The sequence below is a fragment of the Mesorhizobium sp. M0898 genome (genome assembly GCF_040319695.1).
Classification (GTDB): Bacteria; Pseudomonadota; Alphaproteobacteria; order Rhizobiales; family Rhizobiaceae; genus Mesorhizobium.
Window position 1 is genome coordinate 1 of the sequence record NZ_JAMYOE010000036.1, and the last position, 24,559, is coordinate 24,559.

The window sequence follows — 24,559 nt, forward strand, 5'->3', positions numbered from 1 at the left end:
GCCTGGTCGGAGTTGACACCTTCAATAGCGTCATCTTTGGCCAACCGGACGGCGAACGGAAACTGCGGGGGCTGGGGAACAGTCTTGTCCCCAAGAACGTGAGGCACGAACTGTATGACGAGGTGCATTTGCTCTCCGCTCCGCTCTCATTTGCGGCAACTCGCACCCTCCACGAGCGGCATGCCGTTTTCGCCGGTCCGACCTCAGGAGCGAGCTACATCGTTGGGCGTTGGCGCGCTCGGCAGGATCCGAAAGAAATCGTAGTTGTAATATGTCCTGATGAAGGGCACCGCTATGTCGAAGCTGCTTACGACCACGAGTGGCTCCAGCAGAACGGGTGTCTACATGAAGGTGTTCTTCTGGACGCTCCCTCTAGCGAAGAGCATCCTTCGACGGCTCTCCCACCATGGAACCGATATCATTGGAATCGGAGAAGCCGGGAAGCTGTCCTAAACGTGCTGGAGAATGCTTCATGATGAACCGAGGTAGCTTCCTTTTCGTGGAAAGCAACACGACGGGCACTGGCGAACTATTGATGAAGCGGGCCAGGGTCCTGGGCTTTGAGCCCTATCTCGTCACGCGCAATCGTGCGCGCTATCCGTTTCTCAAGGGCTCCTTCGCCCAAGTGATCGAAGCTGAAACGCGTAGTCCGGATGAACTCATCGAGGTCGCCGCCAAATTAAGAGGGCTGGAAGGAATATATTCATCGTCGGATTATTTTGTGGAAGCAGCGGCGCGTGTAGCGACGGCAATGGGGTTACCAGCGCCGAATCCGGAGGCTATAGCCACATGCCGGAACAAATGGAAGCAAGCGGCCGAGTTAGAGCGACAATCAATCACGATCCCTGAAACTCGGTTGGCCACATCCATCAGAGACGTTGAGAACATTCTTGCCCAAGCTTCTCTGCCCGTCGTCGTGAAGCCGGTCTCCGGAAGCGGTAGCAGCGGCGTGCGGTTGTGCGATAGTGCCACAGCCGCCATCAAGGCGTTTGAAAGTGCAAAGGACGTATTGTTGGATCAAGTGGCTTTGCCCAGTCCCGACATCCTCATCCAGCAATATATAGAGGGTAAAGAATACTCTGCAGAGATAATTGCCTACGATGGGGCGCTGCATTGCCTAGGTATCCTTGCCAAGCACAAGGGACCGGCTCCTTGCTTCGTCGAGGTAGGGCACGACTTCCCGGCCCCGCTTCCGGAACCATCCCTCCAGGAACTGGCTTCTTTTTCTGCGCGAGCGGTGTCGGCGCTGGGCCTGAAGTTCGGACCGGCTCATGTAGAGTTCGTGATGGCGAAATCGGGCCCCGTCATCATCGAAGTCAACCCCAGGCTGGCTGGAGGAATGATTCCAGTCATGCTCTCGCATGCCTTGGGCACGCCAATCCTTGACATGGTGATTAGACTTTATGCGGGAGAAGGGTTCACGCCTCCACGCGCGAGCACAAGGGCGGGAGCCATTCGTTTCTGCCTTGCTGATAGGCCTGGAAAGCTCAAACACCTGAGCTTTTCTCGAAGTCCAGACGAGGCAGTACCAGAAGCGGGTCTTCTGAAATCTGAGGGAGTGGAAGTTCAAATAAATGGCGACTTCAGAGACCGGGTAGCCTACGTCATAGGCGTCGCTGATGAACTCAATGCCGCCGCCGCGGCAGCTCAACGGATGATCGATTCCATTGTGATCAATATCGAGTCGGCTGCTGGCGAATCGAACAACAAGCAGGTCGCTGGGTCAAGCGAGGGCAGGTGGAACCTACATCCCGAAGCGATGAAGTTGCTCGCTCCGCCTATCGAGATTTCGCGTGACGGTCGCCTTCTGCGGTACCAGGCGACCATAGACGAAGCACATCTGGTGATGCTCGCGGACCAGGGCTTGGTCAGCCAAGCAGACGCTGCCGAACTCCTCAAGCACATCTTGGCCCTCCAGGACGAGGGCTTTCAGTCTTTGGAGGGCCGTGATGCTCCGCGTGGTGTCTATCTGGCTTATGAGGCAGAACTTACCGCGAGAGCTGGCCCCGAAAAGGCCGGCTGGCTGCACCTTGCGAGATCCCGCAACGACTTGAACGCGACCATTTCTCTCCTGGTGCTTCGGGAAGCTGTCTGTTCCATCTCTCAACAGATCGGAACTGCACAAGACGCCTTGCTTCAGCGAGTGGATGAAGCATCGAGACTTGTGGCGCCGTTGTACAGTCAGTATCAGATTGCACTCCCCGGATCGCCAGGGCACTACCTGCTCGGCGTCTTCTTCGCTCTGGCGCGCGAGCGCCAGCGGCTCCATTTCCTGCTGGAAGACATCAGAAATTGCCCTATGGGGGCCGGGGCAGGCGGAGGCACAACCGTCCCAATAGATCCCTTGAAGACTGCGAATCTTTTAGGATTTAAACTGCCGTCATTCAACTCTCTTGATGCGGTCGCAAGCCGTGACCATCATCTACATGGGCTTTCACTCTTCGCTGGCGTTTCAATCTTGCTCAGTCGTGTGGCCCAGGACCTGCAGGTTTGGACGACGAGGGAGTTCGCGCTTATGGATGTTCCTAACAATCTTGCTGGCGGCTCTTCCATGCTGCCCCAAAAGAAGAATCCCTTTCTGCTGGAACATATCAAGGGGTCGGCAAGCACCGTAATTGGCGCATATGTTTCTGCAGCAACGGCAACCTGCAAAGCGCCTTTCAGCAACTCGATCGAGGTAAGCAACTACGGCTGCTCTTCACTGAGCCTTGCAGAAGAAGCGCTAAAGCGCGCGTTAACCCTCACGTCGCTAGTCGTGAAGTTCATGTCTTTCAACGTTCTGTCGATGCGTGAAAATCTGGAGGATGGTTTATCGATGACGACGGTCGCCGTAGAACGGATGGCGTCGCAAGGGGTTCCTTTTAGAGAAGCGCACACAAAGATTGGCGAGATCGCCAGGCGCTTGTCTCTGGATAGCAGCGTCGGTGAACGCCGAAGCCAGTTGATCAGATATCTCGGTGAGGTATTGCCAGCGAGTCCTGAAGAGTGCAGGGACGCTCTGCAGTTCGGAGGCGGTCCCGGAAAAAGGTCAACCGTGGAGCAGCTTTCTGCAGCAAAAGGGGTATTTCTGGACATGCAGGTCAAATGCGCGGATGTGCGAAAGCGCTGGACGCATACTGACATGCATCGCAAGTTAAGGGTGAGAAAACTCATTGACGAGCACCAAGCCACCTCTAGGATCGTCTGATCGTCATTGGCACGCAAGCATCTTGGCGCTTGGAGATGTGATGCCAGGTACACGGTTGTTTTGGCGGTCGACATAGGTCGCACATGATCGAGCTTCGTGGGATCAGCCTTCAACGTCGATAATGCACTTCTAGCCCGTCCTATTCATGAGCCCTGTGGTTCGAGCGCCGCTGAGCTTTGGTCATGCAGCTGCGGGCGTGCTTTTCACCGTGCTGTGTCCGGACTTGTGACTTGTGAGCGCGCTGGGGGTTCGAAGCTGTCTGGTTCGACCCGGGCTGCTGCCCCGGCCGTTATGGTCCAGCGGGCAGCAGATTGCTGGCGAGTGCCCGGAACACGCTGGCCTGGGGACAGGTGAGGCAAAGGCCAGGCGAATGCGCGAGACGGTTTCGATGACGCTGGCGCCGGGCTTGAGGAGCCTGAGGCGCAACGTGGCCAAACGTACGCCTCCGGCGAAGGCGTCACTGGGCGCTTACGCTTCTGCTACCCTGACGGTTTTTGGTTGCTCGCCGAATGTTCGGCAGCTGGAAAGCGGCGCGCGCGCACGTCCTGCGCCTAGGCCGCAATGGCCGCAGATGCGGTATCGGCGAGTACAGGGAGCGCTTGACACATTTCGCCCGGAACTCGCCGACAGGCCAAGCATGTCATCGACGTCTGCCCGTCGCAGGCTGGGGAGGCGCCGATGCCGATCATCGGGATCGCGATTTCTTCGGTGATCCTGCGGGCGAGCGCCTCGGGTGGCTCGCGCGGGCGCAGCTCAAACTCGATGCGATCGCCAAGGGACAAGAATAGTGTCGATCAGGGCTGTCCTCCATCAGCCGACGTATCGAAAACTTCTGTCGACCCTTAGCCTCGCGCCTGCCCTTACCACTCCGCACTACACCCATTGTCATTAATGTTTGTTGAGCTCGATAGAAGTGAATGGAACCATGCGCCATTCCGGTGGCTAGACCCGGGCTGTCTTGCCGCTTCTCCTGGAGACCAGACAGGCTTCCTCGAGGGCCGGGGCGATCTTGGTTTCCAGTCGTTCGTTGCGGGCGAGCCCGAAGACGTAATCGACGCGGTTGATCTCGCACCAGGCCATCAGTTCCTCGCGCGCAAAGCTGGATCAGCGCGCAGGATGATGCTGACCCTGGGCCAATTTTGAGGATCTGGGTCACGATCCGCTCAACGTCCTCGACCTCCTTGCTGGCGTCGATGTGGAACGCCTGAGCTTTGCCGCCAGCAGGTGCCGGTCGCAGAAGATGTAGAGCGGCAGGTAGCAGTTGTAGTAGCCGTGGAAGAATCTGTCTTCCTACCGGCCGTGCAGCGGATCATTGGCGGCGTCGAGCACGATCTCGGCCGGCGCCTTGTCGGGCTTCCAGGAACAGGTCCACGAACAAACCCTCCAACGCGACCTTGTCCTAACTGATCTTGTGATAGGCGTTTCGGCTCCCCGACCCGGCCATGCTCCAGTCGGTTCAGCGTCGACTTGCCAGCAAGCACCGCACAATCTTCTTCCGACACAAGCGCGAGCACCGGGTCGTGCCGAAGCCTGTCGTGGTCGTCGATGTCCTAGTATCCCAGCGCGAGCACTGCGATGCGTTGCCCGACTAGCGTGCAGACGCGGTGAACCGTGAGATCCTGATTGCGAAATCGACGAAGCACGTCGAACCGCCCTCTGGCCCGATCAGCATGACTCAGAAGCAAGGCACCAGCGTCGGAGGTAATAGCTCCGCACGACTTGTCGAACGGCGGCATTATGCGCCGAAACATGCCCTGGCACCTTACTGAAGTTCCAGATTGGATTGCTTTCGACTACTGGCAGAGATCGCTCGATGCCCCTTGAGGCTATGCAAAGCAGGATCACTGATTGAGCCCGGCGTCCCTGAACACCTCAAGGAAAACGCTGCAACAATCCTTTAAAGTAAATTCACTGACTCTTTGCGACGACAGATCGGTCAGAGTGGTACCTTGCCTTCGCCAGAAGCCTGAGGCCAGGCACACTAGAAAGCTGCGCACCAACTGAGGGTCTATAGCAATGGCAATAAGAACGCTCATATTGCTTGAAGGACACAGGAGTATTGGTCTGCTATATATCAAGGCGGCTCAGCATCTTGGGCTTCATCCAATCACCCTGGCATCAGATCCAAGTCAATACGGATATCTTTCGACGGAGGGAATTCACTCAGTCAAGGTCGATACAAGCAATCTGGATGCCATTATCGATGAATGCTCTAGGTTGTGTGATACACATAACATTGCTGGCGTTACCGGCTTCACGGGAGCCGACGAGTCGATATATATAATGGTTTCTAAGCTCTGCCGACATTTCGGTCTACTTGGGCCGGACCCCGCATCCATTGAACGATGCTGCGACAAGTTCGTTCAACGTCAGTTCCTCGCGCAAGCTGACGTTTCAATGCCTGCATATAGATTGGCATCTGATTTGATAGGTGCGAAAAGTTCTGCGGCGGAGATTGGCCTGCCGGTCATTGTTAAGCCAACGGTCGGCAGCGGCAGTTGCGGTGTCCGATTGTGCCGCACGGTCGATGAGTTGACTGAACATGCGGCCTATCTGTTGGGCCGGAAGCACACATCGCACTCCTCGGCGAGGATACTGGTCGAAGAATTCGTACAAGGTCCCCAGTATAGCGCTTACGCGATGGGAAATTCGATCGTTGGCATTTGTGCCGCAGACTTCGGTTCGCCACCGTATTTCGTGTACCGACATTTCAGCTTTCCGGCCCCGCTGTCCAATCACGAGCATGAGCGTATCGCCCACATGTCGCTGAGCTGTTTGCGAGCCCTCGGTCTTGGCTGCGGGCCGGCGCACATCGAATTCCGGTGGACGAACCGTGGCCCAGTGGTCATTGAAGTCAATCCGCGCCTCCCAGGTGGGACCGCTCCTCGGCTGATTCAGTTGGCGCACGGTGTCGATCTCGTCACAGAGCACATCAGGTTTGTCATCGGCGAGGAATGGGATTTGCGCAGAAGGCACTCGCACAATGCGGCCGCGCACTTCCTAGTTCCTGATCGCGATGGCATGCTCGACTCGATCGATGGCGACAGGGCAGCTGCTATACAAGGTGTCGCCGAGGTCAAATTTTACGTTGAACCCAAGTCCCCAATCCTCAGGACAGGCGATTACCGCGACACGATCGGACATGTCATCGCTACTTCACCCAGCCCTGCCCAGACCGAGGCGATACTTCAGCGCGCCGTCGATTTGATCGAGTGGTCGATCACACCATATCCGCCTCTTGGCCAATAGATCAATCGCACGCCTCTCATCTCTCGCGCGGCCCGAGGTGATGCCCACGTCAGAGAGTGATCGTCACTCACATTGGTATAGTCAAGATCGGACAGGTTGGCAGAACTACGAGCGAACCACCGTCTCCTAGCTTTATACGTCGAATATGTTAGCCATCTAGCATCAAAGGAGAGACCCATGCGAATAGCCGTCGTGCGGAATTATGATCATACGGGCGTCATTAACCAGTCCGGTCAGCCTTGTCCGCAGGAATATAGCCTCGACGGGGAGCTGAAGACGTGCAGGCGGCGCTGCAAGAGGGCGGCGGTCACGAGACGCTGATGTGTGAAGGCGATAAAGGACTGCTTGCTGAGCTCGAGCGATTCATGCCACCCGATCCGCAAAGCCGCCCGTCGGGAATCGTCTTCAACATGGCACCGGGAATTCAAGGCGATCACCGTTACACCCACGTTCCGGCCATGCTCGAGATGGCCGGCCTTCCGTAAACCGGATCGAGCCCGCTCGGGCATGTGCTGGCGCAGGACAAGGTCCTCGCAAAGAGTGTTCTGCGCGATGGCGGCGTGCCAACGCCGAACTTTCGCGTGATGCGTCGCGGCACCGAGAGTACCGGCGACCTGCGATTTCCTGTGGTAGTGAAGTCGCGTTTCGAAGAGTGCAGCCTCGGATTGCAAGGCGTGCAGACACCGGGGGCGCCGGCCGTCGTCCTTGCGACCGATTCCGGCGGTCTCGAGCAGCCGTCTCGATGCATGGTCGACATTGTGCTTCCTCACCTGCGTTCCGTCACGGTTTGCAAGGAAGGCGGACGCTATCCCTTGTGGCAGCGGACGGTCCGAACGTCGTTCGGCATAAGCCCTAAGCGCGCCGGCGAGTTGGGGAGCGACGGGACCGTAACTCCGTCCCGGCCGTATCGGGTTGAAGACACTCTGTGTTCGGAAAGCGACACACTTAAGGGAAGTATTCCGCGGTATGCGGCGCGAAACATGGAGTGGCGGCTCTTGCTCGTGCGACCTCTTCGGTGGCACGCCGATTGCTTGGGACACGGTGACGGACGGTCACGACCATAGCGGCATCGCAATCCGCCGCCCAGGAGGTCTACATGAAACTTGCTCGAACAATCCCACTCAATGCGGCGGACGCTGCAGTATCGAGTGCGGTCCTGCTAATTGAAGCTTTGCCGCGTCCGTCACGGGTGCCACTGTCGCTCCCCCAGCAGCGGCTTTGGTTCCTGTCACATCTGAAGGGCGGCAGTATGGCCGATCTTATCTATGTGGGGCTTCGGCTCCGCGGCGAGTTGGACGAGGCGGCCCTGCAGTCGGCCTTGGACGGGTTGGTGGCACGTCATGAGGTGCTGCGCACCACCTTCGGGGTGGACGACGGCGAGCCGTTCCAAAGGATTGGACCAGCGGACGTCGGCCTGCCGCTGAAAAGAGACGATCTGACGGCGGCAGCGGATGCGGAGGCGATCCTTGCGGAGCTGATGCGCTATGAAGAGCAGGCGGGATTCGATCTGGAAGCCGGGCCGCTGATCCGCGCACGATTGTCGCGCTTGGCGGAGGACGATCATATGCTGCTGATCGTGATGCATCACATAGTCTCGGACGAGCCGTCGCGGGAGATTCTAATCCGCGACCTTAGCGAGCTCTACGCCGCGGCCCGGGAAGGCAGCGCGGATCGGCTGCCGCGATTGCCCGTGCAGTATGCGGACTACGCGATTTGGCAGCGAGGTTGGCTGGCAGGTGAAAACTTGGAGCGGCAGTCGAATTACCGGCTGCCAATGCTGGATGGCGTGCCAGCGGTGCTGGAGCTGCCGACAGACCGGCCGCGTCCGGCGCAGCAGGACCATAGCGGCAGTTACGTTGAGTTCGTGTTGCACGAGCCGCTGAGTGCACAGCTCAAGGCGCTGAGCCAGCGTAATGGAACGACGCTGTTCGTGACCCTGCTGGCGGGCTGGGCGCTGGTTCTGGCGCGGCTGTCGGGTCGCAACGAGCTGGTGATTGGCACATCTAGCGCCAACCGCACCCACTCCGAGATCGAGGGGCTGATCGGCTGCTTCGTCAGGACCTCGGCGCTGCGGATTGATCTGTCGGGAGACCCGACACTGGAAACATTGCTAGAACGGGCGAATGCCGCCGCGCCTGGGGCGCAGGATGATCAGGACCTGCCATTTGAGCAGGCGGTGGAACTCGTCGATCCGCCGCACAAACCGGAGGTTATACTTACATGGGAAAATAATCCCGGGCAGGCGGCGGAACTGCCGGGGCTCGAGCTTGAGTATGTTGGCGTTGGCGATTGTGTCGTGCAACATGCTCTTGCGCTGAACCTTTCCGAGATCGGCGAGGTGATCTGTGGAAGGCTGATCTATCCGACGTCTCTGTTTGAGCGGAGCACGGTGGAGCGGTTTGTGAGTTATTTGCAGCAGGCGCTGAGCCAGATGGCGGCCGACCCCAGGCAACGAGTTTGGTCGGTGGCGTTTCTGCTGGCGGAGGAACGTCGATTTGCGGTTGAATCGAACCCGACGGAAAAGGCCTCTCCCCAGGATTCCTGGGTTCACGAACTGCTTGGGGCGCAGACGGAGCGGGATCCGAAAACGATCGAGGCTGTGTACAAGGATCAGAGCCTTAGCGACGGAGAGCTGAAGGTGCGGGTGACCGCCGCGGCGCCTCTCGTTTGCCCTTTTCAAGCACCACCCACTAACTCGGCCCCGCGGCCCGACACAACGGTGATGAATTTCATCGAGGGGCCGCGCGTCGTTACCGAGGGAGAACTGCAAGCCAGTAGCATCATGCGCTATCATGTCACAAAGTCTTATCGTGAGCAGATCACCAACAGCGGTTATTACGAACAGCTTAAGTACATCGTGGAACCTTCATTCCAAGAGTTCGAAAGTCCCGGAAACCTGGACACGAGCGGCGAGCTAGATAACACGGTCTTTCCCGGGTTTCAGCACAAGTACGCCCAAACCGGGTTGTTGCTGGTCACGGACCGTTGCGCTTCGTATTGCCGCTATTGCCTTCGCAAACGCCTTGTCGGGAAGGATTCCGATGAAATAGCAGCTGATTTCGCGCAAATTGGGCAATATATTCGCGACCATCCCGAGATTACGAACGTGCTGATAACAGGGGGCGACCCGCTGGTACTCAGCACGGCCAAGCTCGACAAGATGCTTGATCGTCTGCTGCCAATCCCACATTTGGATTCGATTCGATTCGGTACAAAAACACTAGCCTATCAGCCCAAACGGTTCGACGATCCCGCTTTACCGGCTTTGTTCAAACGGATCGATGAAGCGGGTAAGGCCGCAGTGATCGTTACACACTTCGACCACATCGGCGAAATCTCCGTTAAGGCGGAACACAAGGTTCGATCCTTGCGCGCTCAGGGCGTGCAGTTCCTGAACCAAACCGTGCTTCTCGCGAAAGTCAACGATGATCCTGAGATCTTGGCTGCCACATTCGCCAAGTGTCACCAAATAGGTATCCGACCGTATTATCTATTTCAGGCCAGACCAGTGAAAGGCGCTTCCCATTTTCAGGTTTCACTGCGCCGAGGAATAGAGATTGCTCGCGGCATCAACCAACGCCTCAGCGGCATCCAAAAAACCTTCAAATACATCATGTCCCATCACACAGGAAAGGTCGAAGTCCTCGACCTTGGAGCCGATGGCCGTATCTATATGCGGTATCATCAAAACAAGAGTCCCGAAAAGATCGGAAAGATCTTTTCTCGGCCGCACCTTGAGGGCGCCTGTTGGCTGGACGATCTGCCCGAAGGATGAGATCCAAAGGCGCGCATGAAATACGGCGTGCTCAAGACACCCACGGCCGCAACAGTCTCTCCAAGGCCGGTGGCCGTAAACTCAACCAAGAACAGGTTCTATCGCTCTACCCGCCGGCACCTGGTCACCATGGAGAACACAATGTTTCCCAATAGTGTAGATTCGCACCTCTCCCAGTTGGAAAAAATAAACCCGGTAGCCTTCAAGGCGATCGAGCCCCGAATCGCTAGAGAGTCATTCGACTGCCTTGCCAAACTGTCGCGCAACGAGTTCACCCCGGAAGGGCGTGGTTCGGATTACCTCGATAGCATCCAACTGTCCCTGCTGGCGCGATCGGAGGGTGTGATGGATCTATTGGGAAAAATGCACCCAAATGGTCGCGACGGACTATGTTCATCACTGATCTTCTGCGATCTTCTCGCCGGTGACGGCTACGTAAACAAGGTAGCGCACCAGCTCTTGGGTGCGGCGCGCTGCCCAAGTTTCATCAACTCTGACGTCTCACAGTTCATGGTGGACCGTTGCATCCGAGATGGCCTGTTTGCGACCTGGCAGGGCGCGACCGATCCGTTCTGGATAAAAGATGGATCGGTGGATGGTGTGCTGATGGCTTACGGCACGCACCACATCGCGCGCGCTGAGCGCGCCACTGCTGTCCGGGCGGCTGCGCGAATTCTCCGGCCCGGTGGCATCTTCGTTCTTCATGACTTTGAAGAGGGCTCCCCCGTTGCCCGCTGGTTCGCTGACGTGGTGTCATCTTATTCAGTGACCCCACATGACTACCCTCATTTTACCGCGGGCGAGGTGCTCGATCTGTTCGCTGCTGCGCAGTTCGATGAGGTAACTGTGCAGCGAATCTCAGACCCGTTCGTCTTCCACGGAGGAGACGAAGAGAGCGCTCTCCGACTGTTAGCGGAATACGTCGTGAAGATGTATGGGCTAGAGAAGCTCCGGAGCCACACGCAGCGCGTGCTCGCGCTCCTTGATGAGTATTTCGGGCTCGTCGTGACACAAACCTCCCACGGTGAGTTCGAAGCGCGCATAACGCGCAATGCATTGGTCGGGAGCGGGCGACGCGTGTGAAATCGATTATCGCTGGTCCCATCAAGAGCCAGAGCTTCTGCTTGCCTCACTCGCCTCGCCACGGGCGGGGCATCCGTAGGAGGAGAAGTTGTAGCGATCCTGCCTTGATGAGACGTTCTAGAACTGCGCCTCGCAAAACCGTCAGCCCAAAATCTTCGCGGATCATTTGCCGGAGAGATGCGACCCAATGCCATGCGTCGCGCCGACCGCGTCACGCTCGTCGACATCGCGAGGCGCGTTCGATTCTGTGCACGCTTGCGGAGGGAAGGGGTTCGCTGTTCGAAACTGCTCCTCACCCAAGGAGGCCGGCGAAGCATCGCCGAAATCGCGGACTTTCGACTGCCCCTGTGCACCGGTATCATAAGCCGTTTGCCGTTACCGTCCCCCGGACTCGCGCGATGCCCTACAGTTCGTATTATTGCCCATTCGAAATTAATCTCGCTCACAAGATGTTAAACGCGCAACAAATCTTGGGGTTAGGGTTGGAATGCTTCGGCATAGAGGAGCAGGCGCGCCTGTTGCCGTAGCCGTGGAGAACGGGTCGGGGCACAAAATCTGCAAGACAATAAGAAGGGAACGTCCACCGGGATTCAATGTGCGCTGGCCCCCAGCCAAGGCCGAGAGCCCGCAGACAGCTCAGCTAAGCGTCCGCGATACGTTCCTGCTCGTCCTCAGTCAGCAGAGCTGGAAGGTAAAATTATGATAGACGAAATGCGGTAGGGCGGGCCGAAGTTAGCGGCGCAGATCCCAATGACCTCTTTCCCATTGCGTAAGCGCTATACTGGCGGCCTCGTGCGAATTCTTCGACCAGTATCCTCGGCGAAGATCCCCAAATGTGCTTCCCACCCAAGGCGACAGGTCGTATGTTCGGCTAACTCATCGACGTTGCAGCACAATCGGACACCGTTGCTGCCGCTGCCTACAGCTGGCTTAACAATCACCGGCAGGCCGATCTCCGCGGCAGAGCTTTCCACCTCCGTCGTATCCGCTGCCAAGCGATAAGCAGGCATTGGAACGTCGGCCTCCGCGAGGAAGCGACGTTGAACGAATTTGTCGCCGCATCGTTCAATCGATTTGGGGAAATGCCGGCAGAGCTTAGCAACCGTCGCATAGATCAACTCATCGAGCCCTGAGAAGCCAGTAATGCAAGCAATGTCATAGGTAATACGTAGCCCGGAACATTCGCGGATCAGGTCATCGAGATTGTCTGTATCGACACGGATTGCCTCAAGTCTTTTCGGCCGCGAGATAGTGATACTGAGCTGGATCAGATGACAGGGTGATTGGATGAAGCCCAAGACCCCGGGGCCACTTTCACATAAAGCAGACCGATACACCTGTGTCCTTCAACCAGAATAAGCGCTCTTCTATTGAAGCGTGCGGTACGGCGGTGTGAGCGAACATCGGGCACCAGCTTTTTCAGCAGTGCCTGACCTCAGACCTTGCGATGAAGGTACCATCGTCAGCGATCTGCGGTCGCAGAGAGTCTGTAGTTTTACTTGAAGGTTTTGTTGCTACTTTTTTCGTTGCCAGCGTGTGGTACGGAGCGTCTCGACGAATTTTTGAGGGTTGCGATGTTCAAGCCACATCGGTTTCAGTTTTTCAGTCGAGCCATCTATCGTAAGCGGTCAGCCGATAACGTCAGGCCTAAAGTTCCAAGGCATGAGCATTTCGATCTCGGATGCCGCCCATCCTTGAGCGATGCGGGTCAAGGTCTGCGAGAGCCAGTCGAGCGGATCGACGCTGTTCATTTTGCAGGTTTGCAGCAAGGTGGCTACCGTCGCCCAGGTTCGTCCACCGCCTTGGCTGCCGGCGAATAGACTTTCTTTCGCGTGATCGTCTGGGGCCTGATTGCACGCTCGACGATATTGGAGTCGATTTCGATGCGACCGCCCATCAGAAAGCGTTCCAGCGCCTCCCGCCGGGTGAGCGCGTAGCGGATCGCCTCGGCGGTTTTGGATTTTCCGGAGACCTTCCCCAGTTCCGCTTCCCATAGATCGAAGAGGCTCGCGACAATGGCCACGGACTTTTCCTGACGGAGCGCGGCGCGGCTTCCGGCATCCTTGCCGCGAACCTCGTCCTCGACCTTCCACAATTCGGTCATGGCGATGATCGAATCCGTCGCGGCCTGCGAGATCCCGCTGATGTGCAGGTCGTAGAATTTGCGCCGCAGGTGAGCCCAGCACCCGGCGAGCAGGATTGTTTCATTGCTGCCGGCTTTGGCCCGTGCCTTGACCAGGTTGGTATAGGCCGAGTAGCCATCCACTTGCAGGATACCGCTGAACCCGGCGAGGTGGCGCGCCACGCAATCTGCGCCTCTGCTGTCCTCAAAACGATAGGCAACCATTGGCGGACTGGTTCCGCCATAGGGTCGATCATCCCGTGCGTAGGCCCATAGCCAGGCTTTCGTGGTTTTCCCGGAACCGGGGGCAAGGGTGGGCAAGGTCGTCTCGTCGGCGAAGACCCTTTCGCCCTCCTTCACACGCTCGAGGATATAATCGGCGAGCATCTGCAACTCAAAGCCCAGATGCCCCATCCACTGCGCCATCAGCGACCGGCTGATCTCGACACCGTCGCGCAGATAGATCGTCTCCTGCCGGTAAAGCGGAAGGCCGTCGGCGTATTTCGACACGGCGATGTAGGCGAGCAGCCGCTCCGTCGGCAGGCCGCTTTCAACGATGTGCGCCGACGCCAGAGCCTGGACCACGCCGTCACGGCCCCGGAAAGCGTATTTGGGACGGCGCGTGACGATGACCCGGAACTTCGGCGGCACGACGTCCAGCCGCTCGGATCGGTCCTCGCCGATCAGAACCTTTTCCAGCCCCTCGCAGTCGCCAGGGATTTCCGGCTCGATAACTTCCTCGATGCGTTCGAGGTGGGCAGCAAAACCCTTGCGCGGACGCGGCGCGCGCTTCGGCTTATTCCCGACCGCGCGGTCGAGTTCGCTCCGGATTTCCGAAAGGCCGGTCTCGACCTCTTCGAAGGCAAAGGAGGCCTGCTCGTCGTCGATGGCCAGGCGTAGCCGCTCGGAACGCGTGCCATGTTGCGTGCGCTGTAAAACTTTTATCGACGTGAGATTGGCGATCCGCTCGTTGGCGCTCCTCTCGACGGCCTTCAGCCGGGCGACCTCCGCCTCGGATGCTGCGATCCGAGCTTCGGCGACTGCGATCCGGGCCTGGCTCGCAGCCTGCTCGCGAGCCATGGAAAGGATCATCGCCTTCAGCGCATCAACGTCGTCGGGAAGGGCAAGACCCGGTAGAACCATGGCAAGCAACAGAGCACAAAAACAGCCGCTTTCCCAACCGTTCCAGCCGCATGATTCATCTTGCCGCAGGCCGGTTTCAGCCCGTCGATAACGGCCGCCTGATCCTGGCCGGACGGATCTTTTTCCAGTCTAACCCGGCCAGAAGCGCCATCAGCTGGGCGTGGTCGAGACGCATGCGCGCGGCCGATATCGCAGACCAGCAGAAGCTGTGATCTTCCAGAGTCTTCGAATAAAGACAAACCCCGCTGCCGTCCCACCACACGATGCGAACCCGGTCCGCACGCTTCGAGCGGAACACGTGAAGCGCCCCCGAGAACGGGTCCAGGCCGCCATCCCTGACCAGCGCCATCAAAGATGCCGCGCCCTTGCGGAAGTCGACAGGCTGGCACGACACGTAAACCACCACACCGGAAGCGATCATGCCTTGCGAACCGCGCGGATGATCCTCGCCAGGCGATCGGGATCAACATCGCCGCCGGCGCGCACCACGGCATCGCCAATGACGATTTCCACCATGTCGCTGCCCATCGCTTCAAAGCGCGTGAACTTCGCCGGCTTGCTCGCTCCCTCCGTCAGTGGCGCAACCATGCCCGACGAAAGCGCCTTGCGGCGCCATGCATAGAGCTGCGAGGGGTCCAGCCCCTCGGAACGCGCAACTGCCGACACATTACCCCCTGGCGAGAAGGCTTCGGCGACAAGCCGTGCCTTCTCTTCGTCCGACCGATGGCGCGGCTTGCGTCGGGACGGCACAGGCTCCGCCGTCAAAATCTCGAATGTTCGATGATGGCTCATACTGTCGCTCACAGGATTCTCCGCATGATTCATGCTGAAAATGAGCGATCAACCACCTGCACGCTACGTGGGGATGCCTACGCGCTTACCATCTATCGAGGGTCAGGACCTGTCGGTCATCATGGCTATCGATGTGAGGGAAACTCCTACTCACGCGGCCGACAGGATCGAACGCAACATAGGCCTGTGAGCTTTTCGGCCATGCGAAGAAGCCTCTCGCTTGGCGGAGTGTTTGCGTGTCAGGGGAGTGCGGATCCGAAATACCGCGCGTGAGCGACATCCAGGATGCGATTGACCAAGCCCGAGAAGCTGTATCCCGCGGTCATCGCGGCTAAGGCGTAAGCACTGCCTGTATCGAACCCCGGCATGGTATTGATCTCCAGCACAAGCGGCTGGCCGGAGCGGTCGATCCGGAAGTCGATGCGAGCGTAATCACGGCATTGGCAGGCACGGAAAGTCGCAACCGAAATATCCCGCAGCACCGTCGCAAGGCTGCTTCCGATCTGAGCCGGGCAAATCTTCGGCGGCGGCGCGACCGCCATGTGCTTCGCTTCCCAAGTCACAAGACGGGTCTCGCAATCGCCGAAGTCCTGCTCCACGAGAGGCAACACTTCAAGCTCTCCGTTTCCCAGCAGCGCGACGCAGATTTCTCTCCCTTCGATGTACTCTTCCACAAGCGCATCCTGCGCATACTGCGTGACGATCACTTCCACAGCCTGCCTTAGCTGAGCGGGCTCATGGACGAGTTGCACTCCGCAGCTGTCGGATTCGTGGCGCGGCTTCACTACCAATGGGAATTGCAGGTCGCCAGAACTCTGCGTGCCGCGACGCATCACGCGAAAGTTCGGCGTCGGCATGCCACGATCGCGGATGAGTCTCTTAGTAATAACCTTGTCGAGCGCCAGCCCATGCCCGAGCGGGCCGGATCCGGTGTAGGGTACGCCAGCCATCTCGAGCATGGCCGGAACGTGGGCGAGACGGCTCTCGCCCTGAATTCCGTATGCCAGGTTGAAAACGATTCCCGAGGGGCAGGCTTGGTACGCAGGTGGCATGAACCGCTCGAGCGTAGCGAGCAGTCCTCTATCGCCTTCGCACAGCAGCGTCTCGTGCCCGCCCTCTTGCAGTGCCGCCGCCACGCGTTTGCCTGTATCGCGGCCGAATTTCTCGGGACAAAGTTGACCAAACCGGTTGATCACACCCCTGTTTTCATCATTCCGTACAATAGCTATTCGCATGAGCTACTCCTTGGATATTTGCTCTGCTGTCACCTTCATTCGTTCGGATTCGATCGACCGAAGACAACAACTCGTCTGGCGCCGCGTGCCCCGCTGGTATCGGTTGGCCAAGCGGCGACCGAGCTTGGTCCGACCTCCTCGGTCGGAGCATGCGACACCGCTAGGGGAACGGGTCCTGCACCGTGTCCAAGCAATCGGCGTGCCAACGAGGAGGTTGTGCGAGCGAGGGGGCAAACAGCGTGTTTTACGCCGCGACAGCGGAATGCTGCGCCTCATCGTGTCGGGTTCTGTTTCCGGTAGACCACGCCCGGCCGCAACCAATGACCCTCGCCGAACGTCGGGTTTTCGTAGTCGCCGGTTGGATCATAGATCATGCCGATCTTCTGCATGACCCTTTGGCTCGGCGCGTTCTCCCTGGCCGTGCGGGCGGCGACCTCAGGCAGACCGATTAACCAAGCGTAGTCGAGCCATGCCCGCGCGCCTTCCGGCGCGAGTCCTTTGCCCCAATGCTCCTTTGCGAGCACCCATCCGATTTCGACGCGCGGATGGCTGGGAATTGCCGCCTGCACCGTTTCCGAGAGGACGCCAAGCCCGATCAGACCAATAAGCTCGCCGCTGCCTTTCAGCTCCGCCGCCTGATAGTGAAACCCGTTGGTCCGGGCGCGCTCGATCGCAAGGTCAATCCTGACATTCGCGTCCTCGACCGTCAACACTTTGGGAGAGAACCGTCTGACGTGCGCATCACCGTAAATTCTTGCCATTGGGCCCCGGTCTTTGTCCTCCCAGGGACGTAATATTAGACGTTCCGTCATCAGCCTCATCGGTCAACTCATCGATATTTCGAGATGGATGTCGGCGAAGCTTGTCCAACCTCAATTTCACTTGACGACGGCTTTCGTGCTGGCTCGACATAGTCGTTCCACTGAAAAACCGGCATCAATCTTTCAGGGGTGCTTAAGCTCAAACTTTGCAGTGAGGTTACCATCGTCAGTGATCCGCGGTCGCAAAGGTTCTGTAAACTTATTTGAAGGATCTGTTGCGACGTAGATTAACTTCGTTGCGGAAGTCACGCAGTCGTCGCTACACCGATTGTGTTCACTAATGGCAGCAACGCGTCAACGCCTCTGGGCATTTTCCAGCCGAGCGTCTTTCTCGGACGGCATTGAGGGCTGCTGCCACGGCGGGGATCTCGTCGGCGCAGTGGATTGTCAGGTCCGTGCCTTTCGGGAAGTACTGGCGCAGCAGCCCGTTGGTGCTCTCGTTGGTGCGACGCTGCCATGGGCTTTGCGCGACCCCGATCCCGCGCATCTATGTCCACAAACCTCGTGTCCTAAGCTGGACAAGAATGTCGAAAACCTGACGAAACCGATGCCAGGGCCGGGCCGTCGGTACGGGTGAGTGGTGCAAATAAAACGCGCCAATTCGGCACGCAATTTGCGGGGGTCGCGGCGGACGGCCGCAATCCGTCACGGAGACCAGTGGGACACGGGATACGATGTCGTTCGGTTCGCGATTGCCAATTCTCTATTGGAGTGCTCAATGGTCCATCTCCATTATGACATCCCGTCCCTGACTGCCCTTGAGGTATTCGAGGCATCGGCACGCCATTTATCGTTCAAGCTTGCGGCTTCCGAGCTTGAAGTGACATCGGGAGAGATCCGTCGGCAGATCAAAGCCATTGAGGAGGAGCTTGGCGTTCGGCTGATTGTAGGGCCTGGCGCTGACGTCGTGCTTACCAGCGCTGGTGAAGACCTCTATAGGTTGCTGGCAAGCAGCTTTGCACGGGCGTCGGAAGTCGTGAGGATCTTTAAACGCCGCGATTATTCCCGAACTGCCACTCCTGCACGTCGAATGGATCGAACCTGACTGGGCCGGGTGCGGCGCGGGAGGATGCCACGGAACGAGGAAGGGCTCTGGCTTTGTTCCTTGTTGTGGCGGGATGACGCCCCGCCCGAGCCGCCATACTGGCAATGCCCGGCGACTGCAATGATCTCGGCCGGAATGCATACGACGGTGATTCCCACCCTCGCTGATCTCCGCGAAGCCGTGAGCTGAGCTGCGGCCGCTTGCAGGAATTCACGCAGCGCGGCGGCGCCGCCGGCCTTCAGCAAGGTTCTGCGCGACGTGCTCGCGCCGAGTACATCATTCACGAGATTTGACCTTGGCATTCAAATCCTCCTGTCGATACCCATTTGATGCCTAGATGAGTCCGAGGTTGTCATTTTTGTTCACCTCGCCTGATCCGGGAATGGGCTGTTCTGTTCTTGCCCCAGACCAAGCGAGAAACGTGCTACCACGGAACCGCGAAAGCCAGTCGACGCAAAAAGGTCGCCTCCCGATTGACTTTATTTCGCTCGCTTGCCGCAATGCATCATCGTCTCTGCCTGTCGCGGTTCCTACGGTTGGCGATTCCGTCCAAGTTTGCGCGATATCCGTAAAGGCTGGGGCTGCGACGTGGAACGGCTCCGCCTGCTCGACCTGGACCATCTCTCGAGTGTCCGGGTGAGCGAGCCGGCGGTGCAGCCCTTTAGTCAACACGCGCGTGAGACTTTTGCAGTAGGTCAAAAGCTCAAAGCTCCGGCAATATTTGAACGCGGTCCGGTTTCGGTGTCGCGACTTATTTATCTGGAGGCCGGGATGACTGCTCAACTACAGCTCTCTCGTAGAGGAGGGCGGGAAGCGCGGCGGACGATCCGCACCGCGCCAAAGGTTGACATGTTGCCGACGCTGAAGCGCGGCCTGCCCGTGGTAGAGCCGATGGATGCCGAACAGGTTGAACGCATTCACGAGGCTTCTCTCGCCATCCTGGAAGAAGTAGGCGTGGTGTTTCGCGATCCGATCGCGATTGAGGACTGGAAGAGAGCCGGAGCGGACGTACGCGCGGATGACCGTGTTCATCTCGACCGCGGGCTGGTTATGGAGCTCATCAAGACCATTCCCCCCAACGTCGATATTTCGCGCGCGACGCAGCGAAGAATGTCGAGCTCGGAGGCGACAAATCCATCTTCGTGCCGATGACCGGCGCACCGTATATGCGTGATCTCGATGATGTGAGGCGTGGCCCGACGATTGCGGACCTGGGGACGTTTCATAAACTCGCCCACATGATGCCCGCGCTACATTCGTCGGCTCACCACATCGTCGAGCCGATGGACATTGTCGTCGCGCATCGGCACCTGCACATCACCTATTCGTCAATAAAGCATTCCGACAAGATTTTCATGGGCATGACCACCTCGCCTAACAATGCCGAGGATGTGCTCGACATGTGCGACATCCTTTTCGGTGAAGGCTTGCTCGAGACGCATGCAGTCACCACTGGAAACTGCAATAGCAATTCGCCGCTGGTATGGGACCAGGTCATGCTGGGCGGCATGCGTGCTTTCTGCCGGCGCAACCAGCCCGTCTTGTGCTCGCCCTTCGTTCTCGGCGGTGCGAATACGCCAGCATCCACCGCGGCGGCAGTGGCGCAGCTCAATGCGGAGGCGCTTTCTGCACTCGCTTACACGCAGGTGGTGCGCAAGGGCTGCCCTGCGATTTATGGGCATTACCTGTCGACCGTGTCGATGCAATCGGGAGCGCCGATGGCGGGAACGCCAGAGATATCGCTCATGAATTTCATGATCGGCCAGATGGCTCGTCGCTATAACGTGCCCTGGCGCACTTCGAACTTGCTTGGCGGCGCCAAGATCTTCGATGCGCAAGCTGGCTATGAAAGTGCGATGACGATGATGGCCGTGCTGCTGTCAGGCGCAAACTACATTTGGCATTCTGCTGGCTGGAATGAAGCCGGCATGCACTGCTCGATCGCAAAATTCGTCGTCGACGCCGAAGTCTGCGCCATGGGCTATCGCATGACGCAAGGCATCCAGTGGGACGATTTCGATGAAGCCCTGGCTGCGGTCCGTGATGTCGGGCCGGGCGGCCATTACTTTGGACATCCCCATACACAGGCCAACTTCGAGAAGGCCTTCTTTATTCCGAAACTCTTATATGGGGATGGTCAACTACAAACGGCATCACGTCGACATTGTCATGTACCTCCGCGGCAATCCGTAGATCCATTCGATGGGTCCGTTAGCGTGACGCGGTTCGCGAACGAACCCAGTCCACCTTATATTCGGTCAGGGCGCATGCACCTGTTCCATGATCCCGCTTGCGGCGGATTCGGAACCCAAGAGACGAAACCATTCTTCAACGGCGGCTGTTTGAGGCCATGAGTTTCGTCGGTTCGTCTACCGAGGATCTGCCAGGCCCTGGTCGGTCCTGGAGATTATTAGAATCGATTGGCGTCTACGCTGATGGTTTCGTCAGGAGAGCTCCTTCTATAACGACTCCGGCGTTCACGTATTTCCACAGCGCAACAAGCAGTTTCCGAGCGAGGGCGATGATCGCCGTCTTCTTGTACCGGCCACCATTCTGGATGACTCGCGCCCTGAACCACTGGCTGACTGCGGAATTGGGTTGATGGCGAACCCAGAGCCACGCAACCTGGACAAGCGTCGACCGGAGCCTTGGATTGCCGGACTTCGAGACTCCCTGCTCGCAATTAATCTGCCCACTTTGCCAGGGCGTTGGCACCAAACCAGCGTAGGCGGCAACCTGTCGTGGATTGTCAAACTTGCGCGATAATCCCTCAGACCACAGGACGGCCGCGAACTCCGGACCTATTCCCTTGAGGCTGAGCAGCAGGGCCGGTGTTGGCTCATCTGCCGCGACGAGCAAGGCGTCGCGTGCCTCTTCAACATCCTTGATCTGCTGGATCAGCAACTCGATGCGTCAAGCTCGCGGCTGATCTGCGCCATGAGCGCTGGCGGCAGTGGACGCCCATCTCCGGTAATGAGCGCATCGAGGCATTTGCGTCGATCGCCTTTCAATGGTTCGTATCCGGACACACCTTGGCTGAACAAAAGGCCCTTTATCCTGTTGACGTGCCTGATCCGCTCGTTCGTCAGCGCCTTCCGCTCCCGCACCAACCGGCGACGGTCTTCCTCCTCCGGCGTTGGCACTCGCAACATCGCGCAAACCCGAGGCTCGCCGCGGTTGTAGGCCAACAACGCTCGAACCAGTGCTTCCCCATCAATCCTGTCGGTCTTGGCCCGCCGGCGGCGACGTGATGTGGCAATGGATGCCGGGTCCACGACATAACTCTCGATGCCTTCGCGTTCGAGGACCCGATGTATCCAGAATCCATCCAGACCAGCTTCCTGGATTGATATGACCCGGAAACGCTGCCCTGTCCGCACTTCCACCTTTCGTTGCAGCTCTGCGAAGTGATCGAGCAAACCCGGAATGTCGCCCCCCGACACGAGGTGTCTCGACATTCTCTCGCCTCCACCTGGCGAAAGCGAAGTCACGAGCCATTTTGAACGAGACAGTTCTAACGAGACAAATATTGCGGCAAGATCGACGCGGATAGCGGCCGGGGCTTTGGTGGTGTTGGCTTGCATGCTGACCTCCAGGTGATGTTTAGCGACTTCACTCTGGCAGAGCGCTGGTCGCCTTCCATCCCCATAGGATCTTCGACAATAACTCGGTCGAGCAGTGGTACGCTGATGGCTCCAAGGACATCAAGCAACGTGCCCTCGAGCATGCGCGCCGCCTTCTGGCCGAATATGAAGAACCTAAGCTCGACGTCGCGAAGGACGAGGAATTGCGCGCGTATATCGACCGTCGCTCGCGGGAAATCCCCGCTGTCGACGCGCTCAATGAGGAATACTGAGCATCCTCATGCGCATTGACCAGATCAACGTCTATAAGGTCCAGCTGCCTGTTAAAGGTGGCACCTATCGAATGGCAAGCGACGATGTCGACGCGCTTGACAGCACCCTTGTCGAGCTTGTGACCGATGAGGGGCTGACTGGCTGGGGCGAAACCTGCCCGGTCGGGCCGGTTTATCAGCCGCATCATGCACTCGGCGCACGCGCGGCGATTGCCGAAATCGCGCCAGGTCTTATTGGCGCGGAGATTGCCTCCATCGGGCTTCTTGCCAAACGCATGGACGAGCGCTTGAACGGGCATGGCTATGCCAAGGCGGCCTTGGATATGGCCTTTCTGGATCTCCTCGGCCAGAAGCTGCGCGTCCCGGTTTCAACCCTCTTGGGCGGCGCCCTGACCGACCGTGTTCCGGCCTACTATTCGCTTATCGTCGGCCCGCCAGAGGAGACGGCTCGGATTGCTGCCGAGAAGGTGAAGGCGGGGTATCTGCGGCTTCAGGTGAAGATCTCGGGAAAAGATCTCGAAGAGGACGCGGCGACGGTCCATAAGGTTTGGGAGGCGGTCGGATACAGGTCGCGCATCGCGGTAGACGGTAACAGAGGCCTCACGGTCGCTGCCGCCATCCATCTCGATCGGTTATGCCAGGCAATCCCCTTTGTTTTCGAGCAGCCCTGCAACACTATGCAGGAGGTCGCCACTCTGAAGGGCAGGGTCACGCATCCGATCTATCTGGATGAGAACACCGAAGATCAGAACGCAGTACTCAGGGCGATCTCCCTCGGCATCGCGGATGGCTTCGGCTCCAAGGTCACCCGTCTCGGCGGCCTCACCAAAATGGCGACGATGCGTGACCTTTGCGCCATCCGCTCGTTACCGCACAGCTGTGATGACGCATGGGGTGGCGACATAATCGCGGCGGCTTGCGTGCACTTGGCTTCCACTGTGGAGCCGCGGCGTTTTGAGGGCGCCTGGATCGCGCAGGAATATATCGAAGGGCATTTTGACGCGAAGAATCCGATCGTCATCGAAAATGGTCACATCGCCGTACCGCAACTGCCAGGCCTCGGCATCAAACCGGAACCCGGCATGTTCGGTGAGCCGGTAGTCACGTACAGATCCTAGTGAACGCGCCCGCCAATATAATCGCAATGACGTCATTGGCCACGCCGAATATTTCGGAGGCGGCCGATCGACCGTTTGACTTAGTGGTTCTTTTGTTACCCGGGTTCTCGCACCTGGCGCTTCACGCCTATATCGAACCTTTTCGCATCGCCAACACGGTATCCAGGCTGCCGCTGTTCCGGTGGCGAATCGCGGGGCTTGATGCTCGGCCAATCGAGGGCGCCAACGGCCTTTCGGTTGCCGTTGATGTCGCGATAGACGAGCTGGTTTGCGGCTCGGACGATCGCAGACCGAACCAGCTCGCTATCGTGACGGGCGAGCTGGTAGAACAGCAACTGACGCCTGAACTCAACGGATTTCTCCGAACGATGGCGCGCCGCGCGGTGCCGATATCTGCGGTTGGGACAGCGACGTGGCTGCTCGCTCGGACGGGCCTTCTGGCAGGCACACGCTGCACGATACACTGGTCGCGGCTCGCTGCTTTCGCCGAAGTGTTCAACCAGCCCCGCATAAGCGATTCCTTGTTTGTCAAGGACGGCCAGTATTCAACCTGCGCAGGAGAACTGGCAGCTTTCGACTTGGCGGTGGATCTGATCGGCAGCCATGCCGGCGGGTACATTGCACAGGAGGTCTGCCGCCACGCGACTGTCCAAGGTCAGCGCTCAGGATCGAACCGCCAGACCGGGCCGTCAGGTCTGGCCTTTGCCGGCGTGAGCGACAAGCTCTTGATGGCAATGCGGATCATGGAAGAAAACGTGGAGTTCCCGCTGACAATGGAAGAGGTTGCACAACAGGCCGGAGTATCGCGGCGCCAGCTGGAACGCTTGTTCGCTTCCCATGTCCGACTTCCGCCGGTGCGCCACTATCTCCGGATTCGCACAGACCATGCGAAGCGCCTGATCGAAGGCACGCGGATGCCCATTATCGACATTGCCATGGCCTGCGGGTTTACGTCTGCTTCGCACTTCGCAAAATGCTTCAGAGCCTTCAATGGAATGTCGCCGCAGCAGTGTCGAGCGATAGTGCCGGCTTGGGTTGGGCCCGGCTTAAGATGATAGATTGGTATTTGGATTTAGCGGAGAACAGCGGCACCTCTATCCATGCCAAATGTTTGGAGTCGATCTGCCCACCAA

Annotated in this window: 14 protein-coding genes and 7 pseudogenes; 10 read left to right on the forward strand and 11 right to left on the reverse strand. The window is 58.4% G+C overall.

Features of this window, described 5'->3' with window-relative positions; genetic code table 11:
- The first annotated feature begins 472 nt into the window (after positions 1–472).
- Positions 473–3,187, forward strand: a complete 2,715-nt coding sequence (locus tag NKH90_RS26815; RefSeq protein ID WP_352822048.1) for a lyase family protein — start codon at positions 473–475, stop codon at positions 3,185–3,187.
- Between the two features lie 289 nt (positions 3,188–3,476).
- Here NKH90_RS26815 and NKH90_RS26820 read toward each other — a convergent pair.
- From NKH90_RS26820 to NKH90_RS26830, 3 genes and pseudogenes are all read right to left on the reverse strand, one after another.
- A pseudogene (locus tag NKH90_RS26820) lies at positions 3,477–3,619 on the reverse strand (transposase); the annotation flags it as partial.
- Positions 3,620–3,738: 119 nt separating this feature from the next.
- On the reverse strand, positions 3,739–3,969 hold the full coding sequence (locus NKH90_RS26825; protein ID WP_352822051.1) for a 3-methyl-2-oxobutanoate hydroxymethyltransferase: 231 nt from the start codon (positions 3,967–3,969) through the stop codon (positions 3,739–3,741).
- A gap of 163 nt (positions 3,970–4,132) precedes the next feature.
- Positions 4,133–4,899: pseudogene (locus NKH90_RS26830) on the reverse strand (transposase); the annotation flags it as partial.
- A 304-nt stretch (positions 4,900–5,203) separates the two neighbouring features.
- On the opposite strand from NKH90_RS26830, the gene NKH90_RS26835 reads away from it, so the two are divergent.
- From NKH90_RS26835 to NKH90_RS26850, 4 genes are all read left to right on the forward strand, one after another.
- On the forward strand, positions 5,204–6,436 hold the full coding sequence (locus tag NKH90_RS26835; RefSeq protein ID WP_352822054.1) for an ATP-grasp domain-containing protein: 1,233 nt from the start codon (positions 5,204–5,206) through the stop codon (positions 6,434–6,436).
- 278 nt (positions 6,437–6,714) lie between these two features.
- On the forward strand, positions 6,715–6,921 hold the full coding sequence (locus tag NKH90_RS26840; RefSeq protein ID WP_352822057.1) for a hypothetical protein: 207 nt from the start codon (positions 6,715–6,717) through the stop codon (positions 6,919–6,921).
- Between the two features lie 611 nt (positions 6,922–7,532).
- A complete protein-coding gene (locus NKH90_RS26845; protein ID WP_352822060.1) occupies positions 7,533–10,211 on the forward strand; it encodes a condensation domain-containing protein in 2,679 nt (892 codons plus the stop codon).
- A gap of 15 nt (positions 10,212–10,226) precedes the next feature.
- A complete protein-coding gene (locus NKH90_RS26850; protein WP_352822063.1) occupies positions 10,227–11,294 on the forward strand; it encodes a methyltransferase domain-containing protein in 1,068 nt (355 codons plus the stop codon).
- Between the two features lie 541 nt (positions 11,295–11,835).
- Here the strand turns inward: NKH90_RS26850 and NKH90_RS26855 are convergent.
- From NKH90_RS26855 to NKH90_RS26885, 7 genes and pseudogenes are all read right to left on the reverse strand, one after another.
- A pseudogene (locus NKH90_RS26855) lies at positions 11,836–12,651 on the reverse strand (ATP-grasp domain-containing protein); the annotation flags it as partial.
- Between the two features lie 271 nt (positions 12,652–12,922).
- Positions 12,923–14,559: pseudogene (gene tnpC, locus NKH90_RS26860) on the reverse strand (IS66 family transposase).
- Positions 14,560–14,635: 76 nt separating this feature from the next.
- On the reverse strand, positions 14,636–14,980 hold the full coding sequence (tnpB, locus tag NKH90_RS26865) for an IS66 family insertion sequence element accessory protein TnpB (RefSeq protein WP_258597190.1): 345 nt from the start codon (positions 14,978–14,980) through the stop codon (positions 14,636–14,638).
- Positions 14,977–15,363, reverse strand: coding sequence for a transposase (locus NKH90_RS26870; protein WP_352611277.1), 387 nt, complete (start codon positions 15,361–15,363; stop codon positions 14,977–14,979). Before NKH90_RS26870 ends, tnpB begins: the two co-directional genes overlap by 4 nt.
- Before the next feature lie 227 nt (positions 15,364–15,590).
- Complete coding sequence (locus tag NKH90_RS26875; RefSeq protein WP_352822067.1) at positions 15,591–16,586, reverse strand: D-alanine--D-alanine ligase family protein; 996 nt, start codon at positions 16,584–16,586, stop codon at positions 15,591–15,593.
- A 272-nt stretch (positions 16,587–16,858) separates the two neighbouring features.
- Positions 16,859–17,407 (reverse strand): GNAT family N-acetyltransferase, encoded by a 549-nt coding sequence (locus NKH90_RS26880; protein ID WP_352822070.1) that lies wholly within the window; start codon positions 17,405–17,407, stop codon positions 16,859–16,861.
- 245 nt (positions 17,408–17,652) lie between these two features.
- Positions 17,653–17,873 (reverse strand): annotated as a pseudogene (locus NKH90_RS26885) (transposase); the annotation flags it as partial.
- 252 nt (positions 17,874–18,125) lie between these two features.
- Between NKH90_RS26885 and NKH90_RS26890 the strand changes: the two are divergent.
- Together NKH90_RS26890 and NKH90_RS26895 are read left to right on the forward strand one after the other, a co-directional pair.
- Positions 18,126–18,452 (forward strand): LysR family transcriptional regulator, encoded by a 327-nt coding sequence (locus NKH90_RS26890; RefSeq protein WP_352822073.1) that lies wholly within the window; start codon positions 18,126–18,128, stop codon positions 18,450–18,452.
- A gap of 849 nt (positions 18,453–19,301) precedes the next feature.
- Positions 19,302–20,806: pseudogene (locus NKH90_RS26895) on the forward strand (trimethylamine methyltransferase family protein).
- 73 nt (positions 20,807–20,879) lie between these two features.
- On the opposite strand, the pseudogene NKH90_RS26900 reads toward NKH90_RS26895, so the two are convergent.
- Positions 20,880–22,036 (reverse strand): annotated as a pseudogene (locus NKH90_RS26900) (IS110 family RNA-guided transposase).
- Positions 22,037–22,080: 44 nt separating this feature from the next.
- Between NKH90_RS26900 and NKH90_RS26905 the strand changes: the two are divergent.
- Genes NKH90_RS26905 through NKH90_RS26915 form a run of 3 tightly spaced genes read left to right on the forward strand, consistent with a single transcriptional unit; the run spans position 22,081 to position 24,481 of the window.
- Positions 22,081–22,308 (forward strand): trimethylamine methyltransferase family protein, encoded by a 228-nt coding sequence (locus NKH90_RS26905; protein ID WP_502898881.1) that lies wholly within the window; start codon positions 22,081–22,083, stop codon positions 22,306–22,308.
- Positions 22,309–22,316: 8 nt separating this feature from the next.
- The gene (locus NKH90_RS26910; protein WP_352822076.1) at positions 22,317–23,426 is read left to right on the forward strand and encodes a mandelate racemase/muconate lactonizing enzyme family protein; all 1,110 of its coding nucleotides are present in this window, start codon (positions 22,317–22,319) and stop codon (positions 23,424–23,426) included.
- Complete coding sequence (locus NKH90_RS26915; RefSeq protein WP_352822078.1) at positions 23,426–24,481, forward strand: GlxA family transcriptional regulator; 1,056 nt, start codon at positions 23,426–23,428, stop codon at positions 24,479–24,481. The genes NKH90_RS26910 and NKH90_RS26915 overlap by 1 nt, the downstream gene beginning before the upstream one ends.
- Positions 24,482–24,559: the final 78 nt, after the last annotated feature.